15 protein-coding genes are annotated in these 18,193 nt (G+C 44.3%); 2 read left to right on the top strand and 13 right to left on the bottom strand.

Annotation, left to right across the window (positions count from 1 at the left end; translation table 11 throughout):
• The first annotated feature begins 10 nt into the window (after positions 1-10).
• On the top strand, positions 11-580 hold the full coding sequence (idi, locus tag H6629_16180) for an isopentenyl-diphosphate Delta-isomerase (GenBank protein MCB9069332.1): 570 nt from the start codon (positions 11-13) through the stop codon (positions 578-580).
• Position 581: 1 nt separating this feature from the next.
• Here the strand turns inward: idi and argB are convergent, their stop codons facing one another.
• The 10 genes from argB to H6629_16130 all read right to left on the bottom strand — a co-directional run bounded on the left by argB (position 582) and on the right by H6629_16130 (position 14,172).
• Positions 582-1,373: an acetylglutamate kinase gene (gene argB, locus H6629_16175; GenBank protein ID MCB9069331.1), complete on the bottom strand. Its 792-nt coding sequence runs from the start codon at positions 1,371-1,373 to the stop codon at positions 582-584.
• 14 nt (positions 1,374-1,387) lie between these two features.
• The gene (locus H6629_16170) at positions 1,388-2,269 is read right to left on the bottom strand and encodes an SDR family oxidoreductase (protein ID MCB9069330.1); all 882 of its coding nucleotides are present in this window, start codon (positions 2,267-2,269) and stop codon (positions 1,388-1,390) included.
• A 180-nt stretch (positions 2,270-2,449) separates the two neighbouring features.
• On the bottom strand, positions 2,450-3,208 hold the full coding sequence (locus H6629_16165; GenBank protein MCB9069329.1) for a hypothetical protein: 759 nt from the start codon (positions 3,206-3,208) through the stop codon (positions 2,450-2,452).
• Positions 3,209-3,254: 46 nt separating this feature from the next.
• Positions 3,255-4,175 (bottom strand): hypothetical protein, encoded by a 921-nt coding sequence (locus tag H6629_16160; protein MCB9069328.1) that lies wholly within the window; start codon positions 4,173-4,175, stop codon positions 3,255-3,257.
• A 37-nt stretch (positions 4,176-4,212) separates the two neighbouring features.
• Complete coding sequence (locus H6629_16155) at positions 4,213-7,386, bottom strand: hypothetical protein (protein MCB9069327.1); 3,174 nt, start codon at positions 7,384-7,386, stop codon at positions 4,213-4,215.
• A 30-nt stretch (positions 7,387-7,416) separates the two neighbouring features.
• Positions 7,417-10,446 carry a T9SS type A sorting domain-containing protein gene (locus H6629_16150; GenBank protein MCB9069326.1) on the bottom strand — a complete coding sequence of 1,010 codons (3,030 nt, stop codon included), beginning with the start codon at positions 10,444-10,446 and terminating at the stop codon, positions 7,417-7,419.
• 78 nt (positions 10,447-10,524) lie between these two features.
• Entirely contained in the window at positions 10,525-11,598 is a 1,074-nt protein-coding gene (locus tag H6629_16145) for a PorV/PorQ family protein (GenBank protein MCB9069325.1), read from the bottom strand.
• A gap of 447 nt (positions 11,599-12,045) precedes the next feature.
• Positions 12,046-12,774 carry a bacillithiol biosynthesis deacetylase BshB1 gene (bshB1, locus tag H6629_16140; GenBank protein ID MCB9069324.1) on the bottom strand — a complete coding sequence of 243 codons (729 nt, stop codon included), beginning with the start codon at positions 12,772-12,774 and terminating at the stop codon, positions 12,046-12,048.
• Positions 12,775-12,794: 20 nt separating this feature from the next.
• Entirely contained in the window at positions 12,795-13,010 is a 216-nt protein-coding gene (locus H6629_16135; GenBank protein MCB9069323.1) for a hypothetical protein, read from the bottom strand.
• Positions 13,011-13,182: 172 nt separating this feature from the next.
• A complete protein-coding gene (locus H6629_16130; protein ID MCB9069322.1) occupies positions 13,183-14,172 on the bottom strand; it encodes a DUF3080 family protein in 990 nt (329 codons plus the stop codon).
• Between the two features lie 319 nt (positions 14,173-14,491).
• Here H6629_16130 and H6629_16125 point away from each other — a divergent pair, with 319 nt between their 5' ends.
• Positions 14,492-15,448 carry a succinylglutamate desuccinylase/aspartoacylase family protein gene (locus H6629_16125; protein ID MCB9069321.1) on the top strand — a complete coding sequence of 319 codons (957 nt, stop codon included), beginning with the start codon at positions 14,492-14,494 and terminating at the stop codon, positions 15,446-15,448.
• 63 nt (positions 15,449-15,511) lie between these two features.
• Here H6629_16125 and H6629_16120 read toward each other — a convergent pair whose 3' ends face one another.
• From H6629_16120 to H6629_16110, 3 genes are all read right to left on the bottom strand, one after another.
• Positions 15,512-15,796 carry a hypothetical protein gene (locus H6629_16120; protein ID MCB9069320.1) on the bottom strand — a complete coding sequence of 95 codons (285 nt, stop codon included), beginning with the start codon at positions 15,794-15,796 and terminating at the stop codon, positions 15,512-15,514.
• A 23-nt stretch (positions 15,797-15,819) separates the two neighbouring features.
• The gene (locus tag H6629_16115) at positions 15,820-16,821 is read right to left on the bottom strand and encodes an FAD:protein FMN transferase (protein MCB9069319.1); all 1,002 of its coding nucleotides are present in this window, start codon (positions 16,819-16,821) and stop codon (positions 15,820-15,822) included.
• 130 nt (positions 16,822-16,951) lie between these two features.
• A complete protein-coding gene (locus H6629_16110; protein ID MCB9069318.1) occupies positions 16,952-18,187 on the bottom strand; it encodes an NADH:ubiquinone reductase (Na(+)-transporting) subunit F in 1,236 nt (411 codons plus the stop codon).
• Between the last annotated feature and the right edge of the window lie 6 nt (positions 18,188-18,193).

Here is an 18,193-nt window from a genome sequence, read left to right as displayed (position 1 = left end):
CAGGTTTGAAATGACAGAAAACAGTAAGCAGGTTTCATTCGACGACGAAATGTTGATTTTGGTAGATGATAACGACACCATCACCGGCTATGCGGACAAACTGGCCTGCCATCGCGGGGAAGGTATTTTGCATCGCGCGTTTTCAATATTTATATTCAATAAAAACAAAGAGTTGCTAATCCAAAAAAGAAGCCAGCAAAAACATTTGTGGCCGCTTATTTGGGCGAACAGTTGCTGCAGTCATCCCCGAAAAGGCGAAGAACTAGAGAACGCGACCAGCCGCAGGCTCGCTGAGGAACTTGGCATCACCACCGATTTGAAGCATCTGTTCACGTTCAAATATCATGCGAAATATAAGAATGTAGGCTCGGAACGGGAGATGTGCGCAGTCTATATCGGGCGTTCAGATGATCAAATTCATCTCAACCCGAATGAAATTGCCGAAACCCGCTGGATCGGTATCAATGAATTGACCCGTGAGTTGGCAAAAAATGGCGATATTTATTCACCGTGGATAAAATTGGAGTGGGAACGGATGATGCTCAATCATCGCTCAGATATCGATGCATTGTTTCGCTGATTCAGGGCAGCAAAAGGGTGCCAGCACTTTCGCCACCAGCAATTTTCCGAAAATCCTTTGCGTGGCAAATATGCACCTTTTCGACACCGGCAGCTATCGCCGAAAATGCGTTATCTAATTTGGGAATCATGCCCGCAGATATGATTCCTTTTGTTTTTAAATCGTTGTATGTTAACGGGTTAATAGACGAAATAACAGACTCCGGATCCGCCGGATTTTCCAGCACACCTTTTTTCTCAAAACAATACATTAACGAAACGTGAAAATTAGCGATCATCGACTGCGCAACCGCTGCAGCGATGGTGTCGGCATTGGTGTTGAGCAAATTCCCATCGCCATCGTGGGTGAGCGGCGCGAGGACGGGCGTTAAACCGCTGTTCAGTAATGTGGCGAGCATCTGGCTATCAATCCGTTCAATGTCGCCGACAAAACCATAATCGCGATCCCAACCGCTGCGCTTTTTGGCGAGCATAATATTCGCATCTGCACCGGTGAGACCAATGGCATTGCAGCCCAATTTCTGCAATTGCGATACACAGTTTTTGTTGATTAATCCGCCGTAAACCATGGTTACAATTTTGAGCATCTCCACGTCGGTGATGCGGCGTCCATCGACCATTTGAACCGGAATCTCCAATTTATTGGCAAGTTCTGTGGCGAGTTTTCCGCCGCCGTGCACCAAAATCCGCGGCTGGCTTAATGCCGCAAAATCGGTCAAAAATTGATGCAATTCACCATCGTCATTGATGACATTTCCGCCAATTTTAACGACCAACAACTGCTGCTTATCCATTGTTTTTATTTATTTTAGGATTGAGAAAATGCACGTCGCAAACCTGTGGAAACATCAGTCAGCGGTGTTGTCAACACCTGCTTTGCAAGAGCGATATCGAAGGATAAATCTTGCGGACGTTTGGCCGGAAGATGAATGTCGGCCATTTTTGTGGGGAGCAATCCGTTTTCGTTGAATCCGAACATATCGCAGATGATTTTGCCCATTTCCAACCGGGTGATCCGTTGGCTACCACCGAGATTGAGCAGTCCGGTGAATGTATTGCCAGCCAATTCCCAAATCGCTTCCGCAAGATTATCTACTAAAATTGGCGTGCGAAATTCATCTTCAAATACGTTAACGGTTTGACCTTCGCGCAATCTGCCGATCATCGATTCGGTAAATGTCACTTTCCCGTGAAGTGATTTTCCGTAAATCAATGCGCTTCGGGCAACTACCGCGTTCGGATGATTGCCGAGCACAAATGTTTCTGCAGCAAGTTTAATTTTTCCGTACTGATTTACCGGATTTGCGGCATCAGTTTCGGTATAATCGCGGTTTTCACCGTCATAAACCTGATCGGTAGAAATAAAAATAAAACGTGCACCGGTTAAATTTGCCACATCACAAAGATATTTTGTAAACGTCAGATTTGCTGTTACGGCAGCAGCGGGGCGCTGTTCACATTTATCAATTTGGGTCATCGCGCCGCAATGAATAATCGTATCCGGTTGAAAATGCTGAACTTGCGTCCAATCCGGATTCGCATAATCCATTTGTAAACAGTCAATATTTGACGAAGTAATTGCAGGTGCGGTTGTGTGGTATTGCGCCAGAATATGAACATCCGCTGATGCAAATTTTAGCAGATAATTTCCCAAAAATCCGGAAGCTCCGGTGATAAATACGTTTTTCAATTTTCCTGCCTTTTATGAGCGGGTGGTTTCAAAACCATTGGTCTGAAAAAAAAACATGAAATTCCATAGGTAAATTGACGGAAGGATTAAACAGAATGAGCACACCAGCGGCCCCCGAAAAAGTAACAAATGTCAAATAAAACAGCCATCAGTGCGTGAACAACCCTAACCGCTATGAAACTATAATTTAATGCTTAAATTTAGCCGATAGGTTTCGCCATGCAAGCTATTTTGTGCGTAGTCGACATACATTATTGATTTCCGGGCTTGGGTTTCATCAGTTTGTTTGCGTAGCAATCGCACAACATCAATAGCACTGACGAGACGATTAAGAATGAGTGCGCCAACGACCCAATTGGTGCGGCGTTTCCAGTCCAGCCTGTCGAAGCGTTTTTGCAAATATTCGCGGCGATTGTCTTCACTGTTCCATTGCCACTGATATTCGGCAGTTTCCGGATATGTGGCGTCGATATCGCGTTCGAGCAATCGCTCGTGATTAAATTCATCGAGATCGCTGGCGGTGCCGACATCGATCCAAAATTGATCGTCTTTTCCTGCGGTGCGAACACCGGCGTTCAGCGCAGCAAATGATTCCATATCATTTTGTAAAATATTGACATACGATTGTGCGCCCCAAAAGCCCAGCCACAGCACCATTTCCGATCCAAAAAATACTTTTGCTGCGCCTTTGTTACCCATCGCCCACTCGCCTGCGCCGGGTAAAATCAGTGAGTAAAATACATTCTGTACACCGCCGCGTTTTTCGGCGAAAATTTCCGGCATTTTTCCATCGCTATTTGCAGATGTTACCGCAGCAGTTGCATTTTGTGAAAGCAGCGATTTACTGAATTTTGTTGACTTCAGCCCAGTTTGGGCATTTATCGCGGTTGCCGAAAACAGCACAAATAAAACGAGCGAAATAGAAGATTGTAATTTCATTTTTTTCATCATTTTAATGATTCAATTTTTAGTTTAGTCGGCTACCCTAAAATTCAACTGCCAGCCCAAACATATTTACATATTCCCCGTTCAACCGGCGATTATTGTAGGTTAACTGCATTTGGCGCTGATTAAACCGCCGTGTTGTGAATCCTGCATCAATCGCAGAAATAACGTGATTGACCAATGCGATCATCGTTCCATATGCTGCTTTGTCGTAAAACTGGTTGGCTTCGTTGCGCATGCCGACATAATTTTTGTTCATTACCGTTACATTTTCGCGGCTGGGATCACCATACCCACCCTGATATCGGTCGGTGTAAGTCGCATCCGCCCAACCGTTTCCAAATTGCTCGGGGTATTTACCAATCATTTCGTAATATTGCTGGGTTGTCGTCGATGGCAAGTCATGACTAAATCCACTGATATACTGCGAAGATGCAAATTCCTTCAGGTCTTCCTCGGCGGTTTGCCAATCGGGAATCACCAGACGCCCGGCGGCATCTTCCACCATTGCATCATATTGTCCGTAGGGAAAACCTTCAACATCCGGGTAACGGCTTTGAACATAGGTATAAACGAACGTCCAGTAGCGCTGTTCCGTCCAGTTTTGGTTGGCGAATGCCTCAAACTTGTCGGTTTGGTCATCACCTTTTTTATTGTACGAAACATACATGCCCCAGGCTACTGCTTCAGCCGCTAAAAAAATCGCACTTTTGATGTATGAATTTGCATAAAATTGACCAGCTCCGGGCAAAACGGCAGACATCAACACAGATTTTCCGATGGATTTTTGAGGCGCGTTGCTGATCACCGCATCGTCCATCTGATCCTGAATGTTATTTGCGAGTGCATCATTCAGCAGTTGGCGGTTGACCAAAACATCATCTGTTTTTTCGGGAAACGATTGCTGTGCCCACACGGGAAGCGCAACCAGGATTGTTATAAACGCGAACAGCCGTTTCATAAATCACCTTCTATTGTAATTTACACATTTCACTCGATTATTTTAGATAACGCCGGGAATCCAGCCGCAAATCGAAATCGAACAACACACCGAGATAATACTTCCATTCTTTGGGATATGACACGCCATTATTCACCTGCACTTTCAGCGGATACGCTGCCTCAAAAAATATTCGTGTCGGGAAAAAATACCACGAAAATGTATCGAGCCGCAGTTGCACGCCAACGTCACTCAAAAAATCATCGAAATCGAGCGTGTTTTCTGACCATGCGTTGCCGTATTGGGCAAAGCCACCGAGATACAATTTATCAAAATACATGTTCAGAAATTGTTTATTGATATTCCGCAACAGCGGGAATCGATAAGTTGCCGTGCCGATTGCCACGCGTCGCCCTTCCACACTGTAAAACGGGTAGCCTTTCAACCCGACCAAACCACCGCCGAAAAAGTGAAAAAAGCTGTCCACTTTGGTATCGATGAAACCACCCTGCATCCGCAAAGTGAGTGTATGCCGGTCGGTAAATGGCACTTTGAAATATTCTTCCCAATTCATTTCAACACGGTTAAAATTGAATTTGTCAAATATTTCCAGATTTTCTGCGCGATCAGTGGCGAAATCCGATAAAAATTTATTCCACTCCCGTTGAATCCGCAGCGTGAAATACCGCCCATCGCGCGGGTTAATTTCCGTATCCAGATCGCGTTTGACACTCACGTGTTTGAGCAACAAACTTACGGATTGTCCTTTCAGATAGCTATATCGCAATGGCGCAAACTCAATTGGGGCGTTATTCACCGGATCGTTAAATGCAAATCCTTTGATTCGGGCACGATACAGGCTTAAAATATATTCCAGCCGCGTATCGAATATTTTTCCCAAAATGCCCGGCAAAAAATGCCCGCGAAAGCCAAAATTTCCCTGAAATAAATTGAACTGAATATCAATTTCCGGTTCAACTCCCGGGAATTCCGGTAGTATCACATTGTCTTTAATATTTGCGGATTGGTTGAATAACTCAAGAAATACGGTAGGTTTGTGCATGTTATATTCGAAAATGCCAAACAAATCGTAATCTTTATCGAGGTTGATATCCGCCCCGCCAAAAAACGAAAGCCGGTTCAACAGTTCATTTGTATAAATGTAGAATCCGGGTTTGACAGTTTTGTAATCAATCAGCAAGCGCGGCATAAATGTGACGCTCGAAAAACTGTTTTTGTATGGCGTAGCAGGTGCCGGATTATCGACCCGTTGGTTGACCGTCAATTCCGGGATGGTTTCGCCATAATTTTCGATGTAACGCAATTTCTCCGGCGCGACCGGTTGTGCATCGTTTATGCGGTAAATTTTATACCCCTGATTCACATATTGGGAATAAAACAAATCGCCTTCCGGCGTAATCGAGGGCATAAAAGCACCGCCGATAACATTTGTCCACGCCTTTTTTGCACCGGTTTGCAAATTGGTGCTGTAAATATTAAAAATCCCGGTTTCGTCGCTGGCGTAAACTAGTTCTCCGGTAACCGGGTTGAAATCGGGATACCGTTCATCATATTCTGCGTTCAACACAAAAGACATTTCGCCGCCGGCGGCGGGAATTTTCGCTATATCCCGGGCAAATTCGATGGAGGTATCGAAATATATGTCTGCATCACCGGGCGCCCATCGCGGATGATAAATTTGCCGTCCATCCACAAACTGCGTGAGTTGCCGCAATGCAACACCCTTAAAACCGCTTTTTCGATATTTTTCCTGCCAGTTTTTTTCCGAATCTTGATTGGCATCCGCTAGCATTTCGTGAGTGTTCAAATCGTAATATCGCCAAATCCAGTTTTCCTGAGACAGTGATTTTTCCAAATCACCTAATTCCAAAACATACAAGTTTTGCAATCCGTCGCTTTCAACAATAAAAGTCAATTTGTTGCCATTATTGGACCAATCCGGGTGTCTGGCGCGCAGATTTCGTGTGATGCGATGCGCCTCTTTTTTGGCGATATCGTAAATAAAAACATCATTATAGAGATGAAATTGATCCGTTGGGACAATTTTGCTATACGTTAAATAGCTGCCGTCCGGCGACCAACTCATTGAACCGGTGATACGCTCATCAATTTTTTGCTTTTCACCGGATTGCAAATTTTCGATAACTAGTTTATTTTGTGAGAGATAGTCCGCATCTCCGGTTGCCAGATATGCGACAAAATTCCCGTCAGGCGATACCTGCGGATGCATATTTCCGATGCCCTCATCAACAAATGGCTGACCGGTTTGCAGATTTGCCTGCACTGTCGAAAGGCGTTCTGTGTAAGTTTTCAACATCTCATCGTGCCAGCGTTTGTGCAATTCTTTGGCGCTGACACCGGTTGCTTTTTTCATTGCGCCATCGAATGAAATCGCAAACGGATTTGATGCGTTTATTGCGAGTTTTGTGACAACCGTATCTCCATAATTTTCAGCAAGATAGCGCACAAAAGCGAACCCCTGATTATAGCTCGATTCGTTGCCGATACTGTTTTTTCCGAAATGTCCCATTTCGCTGAAATCGAGCAATTCACCGGTCATCACGCGATCGCGGAGCAGCATTTCGCGATGCGAATCACGATAATCGAATCGTTTCGTAGGTGTCTGAAATTGCGATACGCCTTCCGCATACCAGACAGGAATTGTGATGCCGGAAATCGGGTAGGAAATCAGCACATCCGGGAATCCACGAACAACATCCTCCCGGCGTTCGGATTCGTATCCGAAAACCTGCAGCCAGCCTGCCGGAACACGACGGGTAAATTTGAGCGCTTTCTGAAGAGAAATGATGTGAGTGTATTCATGAGTGATCACATCGCGCAGCCAGTTGTGGGTGCCACGCAGCACGTAATCGAGATTTTCCGCCCAGATTTCAACTTTGTTATCAAAAAAATACGCGGCACCGTTGGCGTAATCCTGAATGTCTTTAATGATAAAATCAACTTTGGTATCCGGCTCATACTGATACAATCCGGCAATGTCGGGATGAACGTCTTCAGCTATTTTTGCGACAACATTTGCGGTGCGCTCGGTTCCCTGATGGTAGTGCACCCGGAAGTGCTCTGTTTCAATGGTTTTCCAAACCAACTCCGGATGATTCGGTTCATATTCCTGAGCTTGCAGCGCGGATAATGGATAAAGAATAAATGATAAAATAAGTATGCAAAATAGATGTAAGCTATTGTTTTTCATTTGGTTAACGTTGCCCAAAATTTTTAAATATTATTTAACTACTGCGATCTTGATAATTTGTGACTCCGTTTTGCTGCTGCTTTTTGCTTCAATTTGGCCGAGATAAACCCCACTTTGAACATTGGTCAAGTCCCACAAAACCTCGTTATCGGTATTGGCAAAACCAGTACCGTTTAGCTCTTTTACCAAATCGCCGGCTAAATCGAAAATGCGAATGGTTACATCAGCCGCTTCGGTTAAATAGTATCGAATAAATGTGTAATTTTCACGATTTGGGTTGGGCCAATTATACGCACGGTCAGCCGGTATCAATCCTGAAAACGTTTGTTGGGTAGTTTTGGCAACCGCCGAGGCGCGATTGGTGTTTCCGGGTGTGGCGTGTTCTTGCGCCCACGGCTGCGGATTTGCTGCATCTAATTGTGCATTCAGATCCCACACGAACATCGTGCCGGTTTTGCTGATACTGGCGAGCTCAACATCGCCATCGCCGTCGATATCAAGCAACGCGGGCGAGACCAGAATAGAATCGCCAACCGCGAGTGGGAAATCATCCAACGGGTTGCCGTCAAAATCGTATCCGAGAATTAATCCCGACGGATCAACCGCCACAATGCTGGAAATATCCGGTGTTTGTTGCGAGCTTTTTTCGGTAGAAATTTGGAGCAACGGATCGGTTAAATCACCAATCAGCGGTGCGATAAATAGATCGGTCGATATTTCGGGTGTGTAAACCGTTTTCGGAAATTCCGTCCGAAGCGTCAGATTTTCGTTGAAAATGGAGATGCGATTATCGCCGGCCGCAACAATAAATTCCGATTCCGGTTGACCCGAAGTTGCGGGAATGGTCACGGCTGCTAATCCACTTTGGACATTCAAAATGCTCGATTCCGGCGAGGTTATGCCATTTGCAACGCTGATCAAACTACCATCGTTATCCACTGTAACTTGCCCATTTCCGACAAGCGGTGTTCGACTGCCAAGAGCTTCTGCAACCTGCTGCGCGGAACCATTGTAAATGTTTCCGGATATTCCGGTTGCCAACAATTCACCGGCTGCATCAACAGTAATAAACCGCACCGGTTCGGGTATGGTACCCATTTCAGTAAATGATACGTTGTTTTCATCAACGTTGAGTTGCCAAATATTGCCGTCTTCCCCACCCCAATAAATTTCGCTGCCCTCATTTGGCGCAACCGGAAATGTGGAAAAACGGCTTCCGTTTCCGTTTGCTGATATCAGTGAGTTCAACCGGTTTTGTGTCCGGTCAAACAGATAATTAAACGCCTGCCCTTCGCGAGTAAGGATTGTAATTCGCACATCACCATTCGGAAAAACTGTAAATGCAGGTGGTGTGATAAGTGTAAGATTTTCATCGATTTGCAACGCCTCTAATGAGTCCGTTCCCCATTGCGATTCACCGGTTTCGTCGATCACCAAAATTTTATTTCTGTCGGTTGTGAGAATCATTTCCGAACGACCGTTCGCATCTACATCCAGCACTTTTAACGAAGTTGCGACGCCGTAAACTGCCGGGTCAACTTTTCTCGGAAAGTTTGGTTGGAAAAAATCCAGCGTTGCCTGAAATGTCACAACCGAATCACTTGCAGAAAAATTCGACAACGTGATATGGCTGTTCGCTTTGTTGAGATAGCTGCGGCTGTTCGGCGTGCTGCTCGATGAAAATTTATTTTCAAAAAGCGGTGATGAATTCGATGTATACCACGGATCAAGCGCCCAACCGAGCGATGCATCCTGAATGCCGCTCAGAAAATCAAACGTTTCGCCGATATCCTGCGATCCGTCCGCTTCTTCCAAATCGATACCGCGATGAGCGGGATCGTCATTAATTCGGTTTTGGGCAATTTGCGCATTAATCACCGATTCATCGATATGCCAAATCAGCGCACCGCCGCCCGGCAACGCGATATCGGGATTTTTGGCATCGATCAACACACCGCGCGGGCTAAAAGTAACTTGATCTGCAAGGTATGTTTCCAATACCTCGCGCATCGACGCCAGCTCATTTCGCCCTTCGGTGAGCACCAGTTGCAAACTATCCAGTCGCAACTCACCCGCATAGCGGTTTTCAACCAGAAAATACTCGTTGTCGTTTATCGGAAATTTGAAAACGTGCGGCGATTGCGGCGAGAGAACGGCATTCAACGCCAATTCATCGTTTTGCGCCTGATATATTGTCGTTGCTGATTCCCATCCGGCGAAAATGCGCGTCCAGGCCATTGGCAGCGCAGGCAATAAGCCATCGCCGTTGAATAACCCTGCATCCATCAATGCAAAACGCCCGACACCTGTCGCTCGTTCAGACGGGCTGAACAGATCCGGAAATCCCAAATGAGAGCCAATATTGGATACCAGAATCCCGTTCAAGCCCAACTGAATTCCTTCCTGGCTTTCAGTTTCGGGCAAAACAATTCCATTTTTGATGGATGTGGCACCGCCATCCACGGTAATTTCGCTGATTCCTAAATTATTTTGCAGAAATTGGGACGTTACATATAATGAAGGAATGTCCTGAGGCGTGTCGTCCAAACCCAAATCGATATCGCGACCGACACCCGCATGGAAAACCACAACAGTGTTGTATTTCGAGAAATCGACCTGATCATCCGCGTCTGCCAATTGAATCGCATCGCGAAGTAAACGGGCAATCCCCTGATCGACCGCTTGCGCCGATGTGTTGGGATTGTAAGCCAACATGGATTCGCTGAGTCGATAAGCATCCGATTCACCCGAAGGAAAAACGTCGCCAGTAACGGTTAACGCCCCTCGACTCACTTTTTCAAAATAATTTTTGGCGAAGGTCAGATGATCCTGAAAATAACTTCGATTGTGCGGCGGCGGATCAATCTGGAAAGCCGTTGTCGAATTGCTCAGGTCAAACGTTCCGTCGCCGGTGGTGGTAGTGGCGTTATCGGGTTGAAATTCAACCCGAATGGCCAAAATTTTCAAAGTGTCCGGAAGTGACTGTGCTTTTGCAGGCCAGAAGCCGAGTGCCGACAGGCAGACAAACACCAATCCCCCCAAAACAACGCGTTTCAACATATCGCTGTTCCATGTTCTGAATTTTTAACGGCGCAATTTTTAAAATGAAAATCGCGCCGAAAACAAGTTTCGAATAATTTAGAATATTGCTGAAAGTGAAAATCTGATGGTGTCAGCAAGCGGGCTGTCTTCAACGGTGCCGAGGATATAGCTAAAATCGACACCCAAAAATGAAATCCGGACACCTCCACCAAATGTGTAAAACTTACGGGCACCATAACTCGGGTCTTCATAAAAGAAACCGGTGCGCAATGCGATCAAATTGGTGTACCAATATTCCACACCAATCGAATGGGTCAGGCGGTTAAAGAAATCGCCGCCACCCCATGCGCTTCCCAAATATGACACAAAACTGGCTCTGCGATCTTCCTCATCACGCGGCACCATCAGGCGGTTGATGTCATAAAGCACCGTAAATCTGTTAAATTCGGAATCCAGCACCCGGTAAGCAATACCGACCCGCAAATTGGTGGGAATCGGGTCTGCCTGCTCTTTGTCGATGTAGGTAATTTTGGGGCCAAAATTAGCGAGATTTGCACCGATGCTCAATTGTTTCATAAATCCGGGGTGATACAGCGCGCCGATATCCAACGCAAAAGTAGAACCAACGCCCTTCCCCTGCTCGATATCGACCTGAACCGGTGATAATCTGGAATAAATAAACTTCAGGTTTACACCGATGCCAAGATTTTCTTTTACTTTCAATCCATATGCGCCAGTTACAGCGAACTCGTTACTGGTAAACGTCCCGATCAGGTTTCCATTCACATCGGTCTGGTTGTTTTCACCGTAGTTCATGAACTGGATTCCCAAGCCAACCGTGCCAATACCGGGAAGATTGTATTTTCCGGCGGCAAAATCATAATATAAATCGCTGAGGTTGAACGCAGGCAACCAGTTAACGTGCATCAGGGTTGCTTCACCCTGAGTTGAGCGGTCAAAGGTGTTTTCTTCGAAGGCTAAACCGGCGGGATTCCAATAAATTGCGTTGGCATCGCTTGGATCAGCAACACCTGCTTCACCCATTCCACCCTGACGTGCACCGGCATTGATCATCATGAACAACACGGTTGCTTCGCCTTGGGCAAACACAGATGTGATGGGAGTGAAACAAAATAGAATTGCAATAAATGCAGCAAATTTGGCTCTCATTGATACGATCCTCCTGGATTAATAAACAAAAAACCGAGCAAATGGGCGAGCGATTGACCATTCGGTTCTACTGTTAGGATGCAACATATTCGATTAGGAGTTAAACATAATTAAAAAAGTTAAACATAAATAATTCAACAACTTACTTTTCCTTAACAACCAAATCGATATGCATCCTCCGATTCATTATTTATTAATCATTTTCGCTGCAGAGATGCGAATTTAGGCTACCTGCCCAAATAAATCAAGCATTTTTTGAAACGAGGTTATCTTTTTTCGATCTTTTAATCTTTTTCCAAAATTTCAAAATATGCACTTCTTGAACAGTTTCTTCTACACTCGCTTTTACAAAAGAGTTCAAATTATCGCGATTATTTTCAAAAACATGAACAAGGGAAAAGAACTGGTCGCGTTTGAAAGCTGATTTTTTGCAATCGGTACTCATTTTTACCGAAGCTGATCAATTAGGTTTGTCAGCAAAATCGGTGACGCACTCCAAAAAGGTTCAGCAAATCGGACACCGGTTTTCCATCCGAAATATTTTGCCCGGGTTTCGATGGATTCAAAGTACTCTTTTGATGCAATAAACGTTGTTTCGCCGGGATAATCCGGATTGTAAAACTGTGATTTGTGGGCGCGAATAGCGTCCATTTTTGCATCAAAACCGGCGGAAATATCCACATAAAATGTGGGCTCAAAATCTGTCGAAATCATGTAATACAAAAGGCTGTGCGGGCGGTGCGGCGCCAATTCCAAATCAGCATCGATTTTTCGAACACCTGCATAAAAAGCGGCTTCTTTTACAATATTGGCGGCATGCGCATGGTCCGGATGGCGGTCGCCCGGATGGGGCGCAAAAACAATGTTGGGCCGATATTTGCGAATCACCGAAATTATTTTTCGCCGGTTTGATGCGCTGTTATCAATTTTTGTATCGGGGATTTGCAAATTTATCCGAAATTTTGCGTTCAGAATTCCGGCAGCGGCATCCGCTTCCTTCCGTCGTTCGTCAACTGTGCCTCGCGTTCCCATTTCGCCTTCGGTTAAATCAACGATGCCAATTTTTGCGTTTTGACTGGACAAAGCGTGCAACGTTCCACCGCAACCCAATTCCACATCATCAGGATGTGCGCCAAATGCCAATACATCCACTAATTGTTGATCGTTTTGAGACATTTCAGACTCGTTTTCTACGGTTAATAAATTTCAATTTTATCAATAGTTTCGGCACTGACGTTTTCCAAAATGGCTCGCACTTTCTCCGGCTGATCATTTGCATCTAATTGACTGACCGGTTTGTTATCCTGTAAATAAACAAATCGCGTGCCACCGAGTGTTTTGGCAACATCGAACACATGTGCAAGCAGATTGGCAATTTCGTTCGCATCAACATCTTCACAGATAACAGCCAATTCCGGTGCCCTGAATTTTGTTATCCTTTTAATCAAATTTACAGAAATTTTATTGCCGAGGCACCCGATTTGCAAATATAACAAGCCCTGTAAATTTTCTTTGGAAATATTCGGTGCATAGATCAATATTTCTTTCAACACGTTAACCTCTTAATAAATAATTATTTATATATCAATTTGGCATCATGCCACATTGATCGAAAACAGCCTGCCACGCTGCCGTATGGCGTTTGATTGCACGGTCAAATTTTTGCCAAACAGCATGTTCCGATGCTATATCAATTTGCTTTTCCTGATAATTTCGAAACACTTCCGGGATCACTTCATCTTGAATTTCAGCTAGCTTATTGATTGCTGTTAACAATTCCCGGGCGTTTTTGTGGGTAAAAGCCAAATATTTTTGCACATTTCCGCGATAAAATTTATCGAAAACCGTTTGCAAACGAATCGCTGTTTCGTCGGGTTTGCCATCGACACACAGCGGACGTTTCGCCAAACGCATTTCAAGAATTTCAGCGACAGTGTTCAAATGAAATGTCAACATTTCCATCGCATTCAATAGTGCTCCGCCATAGGCAAATGACTCAAAAAGCGTGTAAATTTTAGCCATTTTTGATTGATTCAATTCCAACTCAGGATTCCCAATGCTCTTTGCGACATTAACAAGATAGATAATATTTTCATTTATTTCAATATTTCCGCTTGGCAGCGCATTAACTTCGGGTAATTGCGCAGATAACGAGAATAATTTATCAAATGCCCTGCTGGCAAAAGTGGCATTCCAAATAACGCTAGACATATTTTCCGATTTAATGGAATCAACTTTTGCCAACTGTGCCTGCCACTCTTTCGACCCATCCGATTCCATTGATAATTTTTCCAGACACGTACGAAGCTTCACTAAAAACTGGTGTTCGTAAACGAGAATTTGCGGCGAGGACATCACTTTTCCCATCGCATTGTTTCGTTCCGCAACCAGTATTTGCAAATCACAATCGTCGAGAGAAAAAAAGTCCAGCAAGCTGATTCGAACCTCATCAATCGGGATAAATAAATCCCTGTGTCGAGGATATTGCAAAAGTTCCGACTTGAATGCGTTCGGCTGCTCGATTTCTGTGATCCGCGAAATACGCTGCTGATAATCCGTAAGTACGTCTTCCAAACTGTTACCAGAAGTGCATCCGCAAAGCAAAGCCAAAGCGCCATAAAACAGCGATTTTCTAATAAAAGAACTTAAATAGTTGAAAATATTACCATTACCTTTCTGGTTTTGAGAATTAACCAACCAACAAAATATACATCACTGATGTTTTTTGCGCAAAGCAACTCGTTATTTGGCACTTTTTTACCAATCGTAAAAAATTTAAGTTTTATACTGAATCCTCAAAACCCACCACCGATGATGACTAAATAATTAACAGCTTGATTGGATATCATAAAAACAGATAAATTCAGCTTTTAACAAATTATCGAGTGAGAAAATGAGCGTCTTTGTTGAACAAAACGTTGAAATAAAACGTGTTTTAGGGAAATACGACCAGAAAAAACCTGGTCCGACGATTATCTGCTTTGGCGGAATGCATGGTAATGAGCACGCAGCTATTTATGCATTAAACCATGTTGCGAAATTGCTATCTGAAAAACAACCCGATTTCCGCGGTAAATTTTTGGCAATTTCAGGAAACATGTCGGCTTTGCAGGATCGGGTTCGATATAAAGATCAGGATTTAAACCGAATTTGGACAACAGAAAATATTCATCGCTTAAAACAAAACTTACCGTTGCCACACCATTCAACAGTGGAAATGGCTGAGCAAGCAAATATTTTTTCTGAAATTAAGCCATATTTAACGACATCCGGTTTTCCGGTTTATGCATTGGATTTGCACACAACCTCGGCAGAAAGCCACCCGTTTACCATCATTCAGGATAAATCGATAAGCCGAAAATTTGCCCTGAATTTTCATGCGCCAATCATTCTTGGCTTACTCAACCATTTGAAGGGCTCATTGATCCAATATCTCGAGGATGTTGAGGGGTGTCTGACAATGGCATTTGAAGCCGGGCAACACGACGACGAGCGCTCGATCCATCGCCACATAGCCGCGATTTGGATTGCGATGGTCAGTGCCGGCTGTATCGAAGAAAAGAATGTTCCCGACCCGGATTATGAAGATTATCAGGAATATCTCCGGGAAACTTTGCGCGATGTTCCAAAAATATTCCAGGTTCGCTATTCATATCGAATCCGGAGCGAAGAAAATTTTGTGATGGAGCCGGGATTTCTAAATTTTCAATCCATTGAAAAAGGTGAACTGCTGGCTCACAGTAACACAGAAGAAATTACCAGTCACGAGGATGGTAATATTTTTATGCCATTGTATCAGGCACAGGGCGATGACGGATATTTCATTATTCGGAAAATAGAGGGTTATTAAAAGCAAAGAGGCGACACCGTTGAGTATCGCCTCTTTTGCTAAAGAAATATCGGATTAGTTCGTTCAATCAATTGCAGATGGCACTGATTTGTTGTTTTTTTGATCTTCCAAAGCTTTAGTGCTAACATTTGTTGCACAATGCTTTTCGTCATTATGGTCATGATCGCATTCATCCGTGCCTTTTTTTGGGCAAGACAAACAGGGATCCCATTCGTTCTGCAACAAATCTTCGATGCCGGTGCTGCAACATGCACGGCCTTCCTGTTTCCAGCGTGCAAACCACAACGCAAAACCTAAAAATCCAAACATCACCATAAACAATCCCACAACCACTAAAAACTTTATCATAACAGATTCCCTATCTATTATTGCTATTTTTTTGTTTTCAACATTTCTGAAAATTCCGGGGTCATTTTTTCCACGAAAATCTCGCCTTCTCTAACGATCATAAATACCGGAAGTTTCCGCTCTGCGGCGAACTGAAATCCTCGTTCTGGCCCCATAACATCTATCGCGGTGGCAAAGCCATCTGCCGTCATGCAATTGTCTGAAACAACGGTAACCGACGCTAATTTGTGCGTTACAGGCTTTCCGGTTTGAGGATCAATTGTATGTGAGTACCGTTTACCGTCCATTTCATAATAATTAAAATAATCGCCACTGGTGGCAATTGCCTTATTTTGCAACCAAACAACTTTCTGAATATTATCCACACGCTCCGGCGAGGTAACACCAACCCGCCAAATTTGCCCGCGCTCATTGTTTCCCTTTGCACGAGCTTCTCCGCCGATCTCCACAAAATAGTTGCTAAAATTTTCTGATTCAAGATATTCAGCAACTTTATCAACACCAAATCCTTTCGCGGTAGATGAAAGATCGCAATACATGCCGCTTTGCGATTTTTTAACAGCCGGCGGATCGAGCCGAACCGAAATTTTATTGTATCCTACCAGATTTTGGCGCTCTGCGATTTCTGCATCGGATGGGATAATTGTCGGGCGGTTTTCCGGACCAAATCCCCACAGGTTAACCAATGGACCAACGGTGATATCAAGCGCACCTTCGGTTTGTTGGCAAATTTCCAACGATGCGTTCATTACATTTGCAAAATCGCGGGAAACATCGAACCATCCGGTATCGTTTTGGATATTGAACATCGAAATTTCAGATTCCGGCAGATATGTGGACATTTGCCGATTAACCTCAACCAACAATGCATTAATTTCCGGTTCAAGCTTGTTATACTGCTCATTCGGGCGATTGTCTTTCACTATTTTAATGGAGAAGCTCGTTCCCATTGTACGCCCGCTGATAAAATGAAGCTTTGCCTTGCTATCCTCTTGACAGCCAACAATCAAAGCAACAATTAACATCAGTGTAAATAATAACTTAGCCTTGTTAAATAAATAGCATTTTTGATGGGTCATAATCAACATTTCTCATTTTCACAACATTTATTAAACGAAAGGGCAACTGCTGTTAACAGTTGCCCTTTAAGATTTTTTATCCGCCGAAATCGTCGAACAGGATATTTTCCGGTTCAACACCCAGATTTTCCAGCATGTTCATCACTGCCGCGTTCATCATGGGCGGCCCACAGATATAATATTCAATATCTTCCGGAGCCGGGTGATCTTTCAGATAATTTTCATACAAAACCTGATGGATAAAACCGACATATCCGGTCCAATTATCTTCCGGCAACGGCTCTGAAAGCGCCAAATGCCAGATAAAATTGGGGTTTTCTTCCTGAATTTTGTCGAAATGGTCAACGTAAAATGCCTCTCGCATGCTTCTGGCACCATACCAAAAGCTCACTTTACGATCGGTGTGAACGCGTTTGAACTGATCAAAAATATGCGAACGCATGGGTGCCATACCGGCGCCGCCACCGATAAATACCATTTCAGCTTTTGTGTCTTTCGCAAAAAATTCGCCGTAAGGACCGGAAATTACAACGTCATCACCGGGTTTCAACCCAAAAATAAATGACGACATTTTGCCGGGCGGCACATCGGGCATACGCGGCGGCGGCGAAGCAACACGGACGTTCAGCATAATAATCCCTTTTTCTTCGGGATAGTTTGCCATTGAATACGCCCGAACAACATCTTCATCCACTTTCGAAGTATATTGCCAAATGTTGTATTTGTCCCAATCTTCGTGGAATTTTTTGTCGATATCGAAATCTTTGTAGTGAACAACGTGCGGCGGACATTCAATCTGGATGTAACCACCGGCGCGGAAATCCACATTTTCACCTTCCGGCAATTCCAAAACCAGTTCTTTGATGAATGTTGCCACGTTTCGATTCGAACGCACTTTGCAGTGCCATTTTTTAATTTCGAAGACTTCCGGCGGAACTTCGATTTTCAAGTCCTGCTTTACAGCAACCTGACAGGAAAGCCGGTAGTTTTCACGGATTTGACCGCGTGATAGTTTCGTTTTTTCCGTCGGTAAAACATCACCGCCGCCTTCGGCGACGATCAGTTTACATTCACCGCAAGTTCCGCCACCGCCACATGCCGAAGGTATAAAAATCTTTTTGGCAGCAAGGGCGTTCAGCAGCTTATCGCCTACCGGAACTTCCAGCGCTTTTTCGGGGTCGTCATTTATCAGGATTTTTGCGTTACCGGTGGTTACCAATCGCGATTTTGCGAAAAGAATTAGCGCCACCAATGCCAGCACAATCAAGATAAAGAAGACAACGCCTAACAATATGAGATTCGTTCCACTCATTCGAAA

The organism is Calditrichia bacterium (assembly GCA_020634975.1).
Lineage (GTDB): Bacteria > Calditrichota > Calditrichia > RBG-13-44-9 > J075 > JACKAQ01.
The sequence above is the reverse complement of the archived record's forward strand: the minus strand, read 5'-3'. Positions and strand labels throughout refer to the sequence as shown.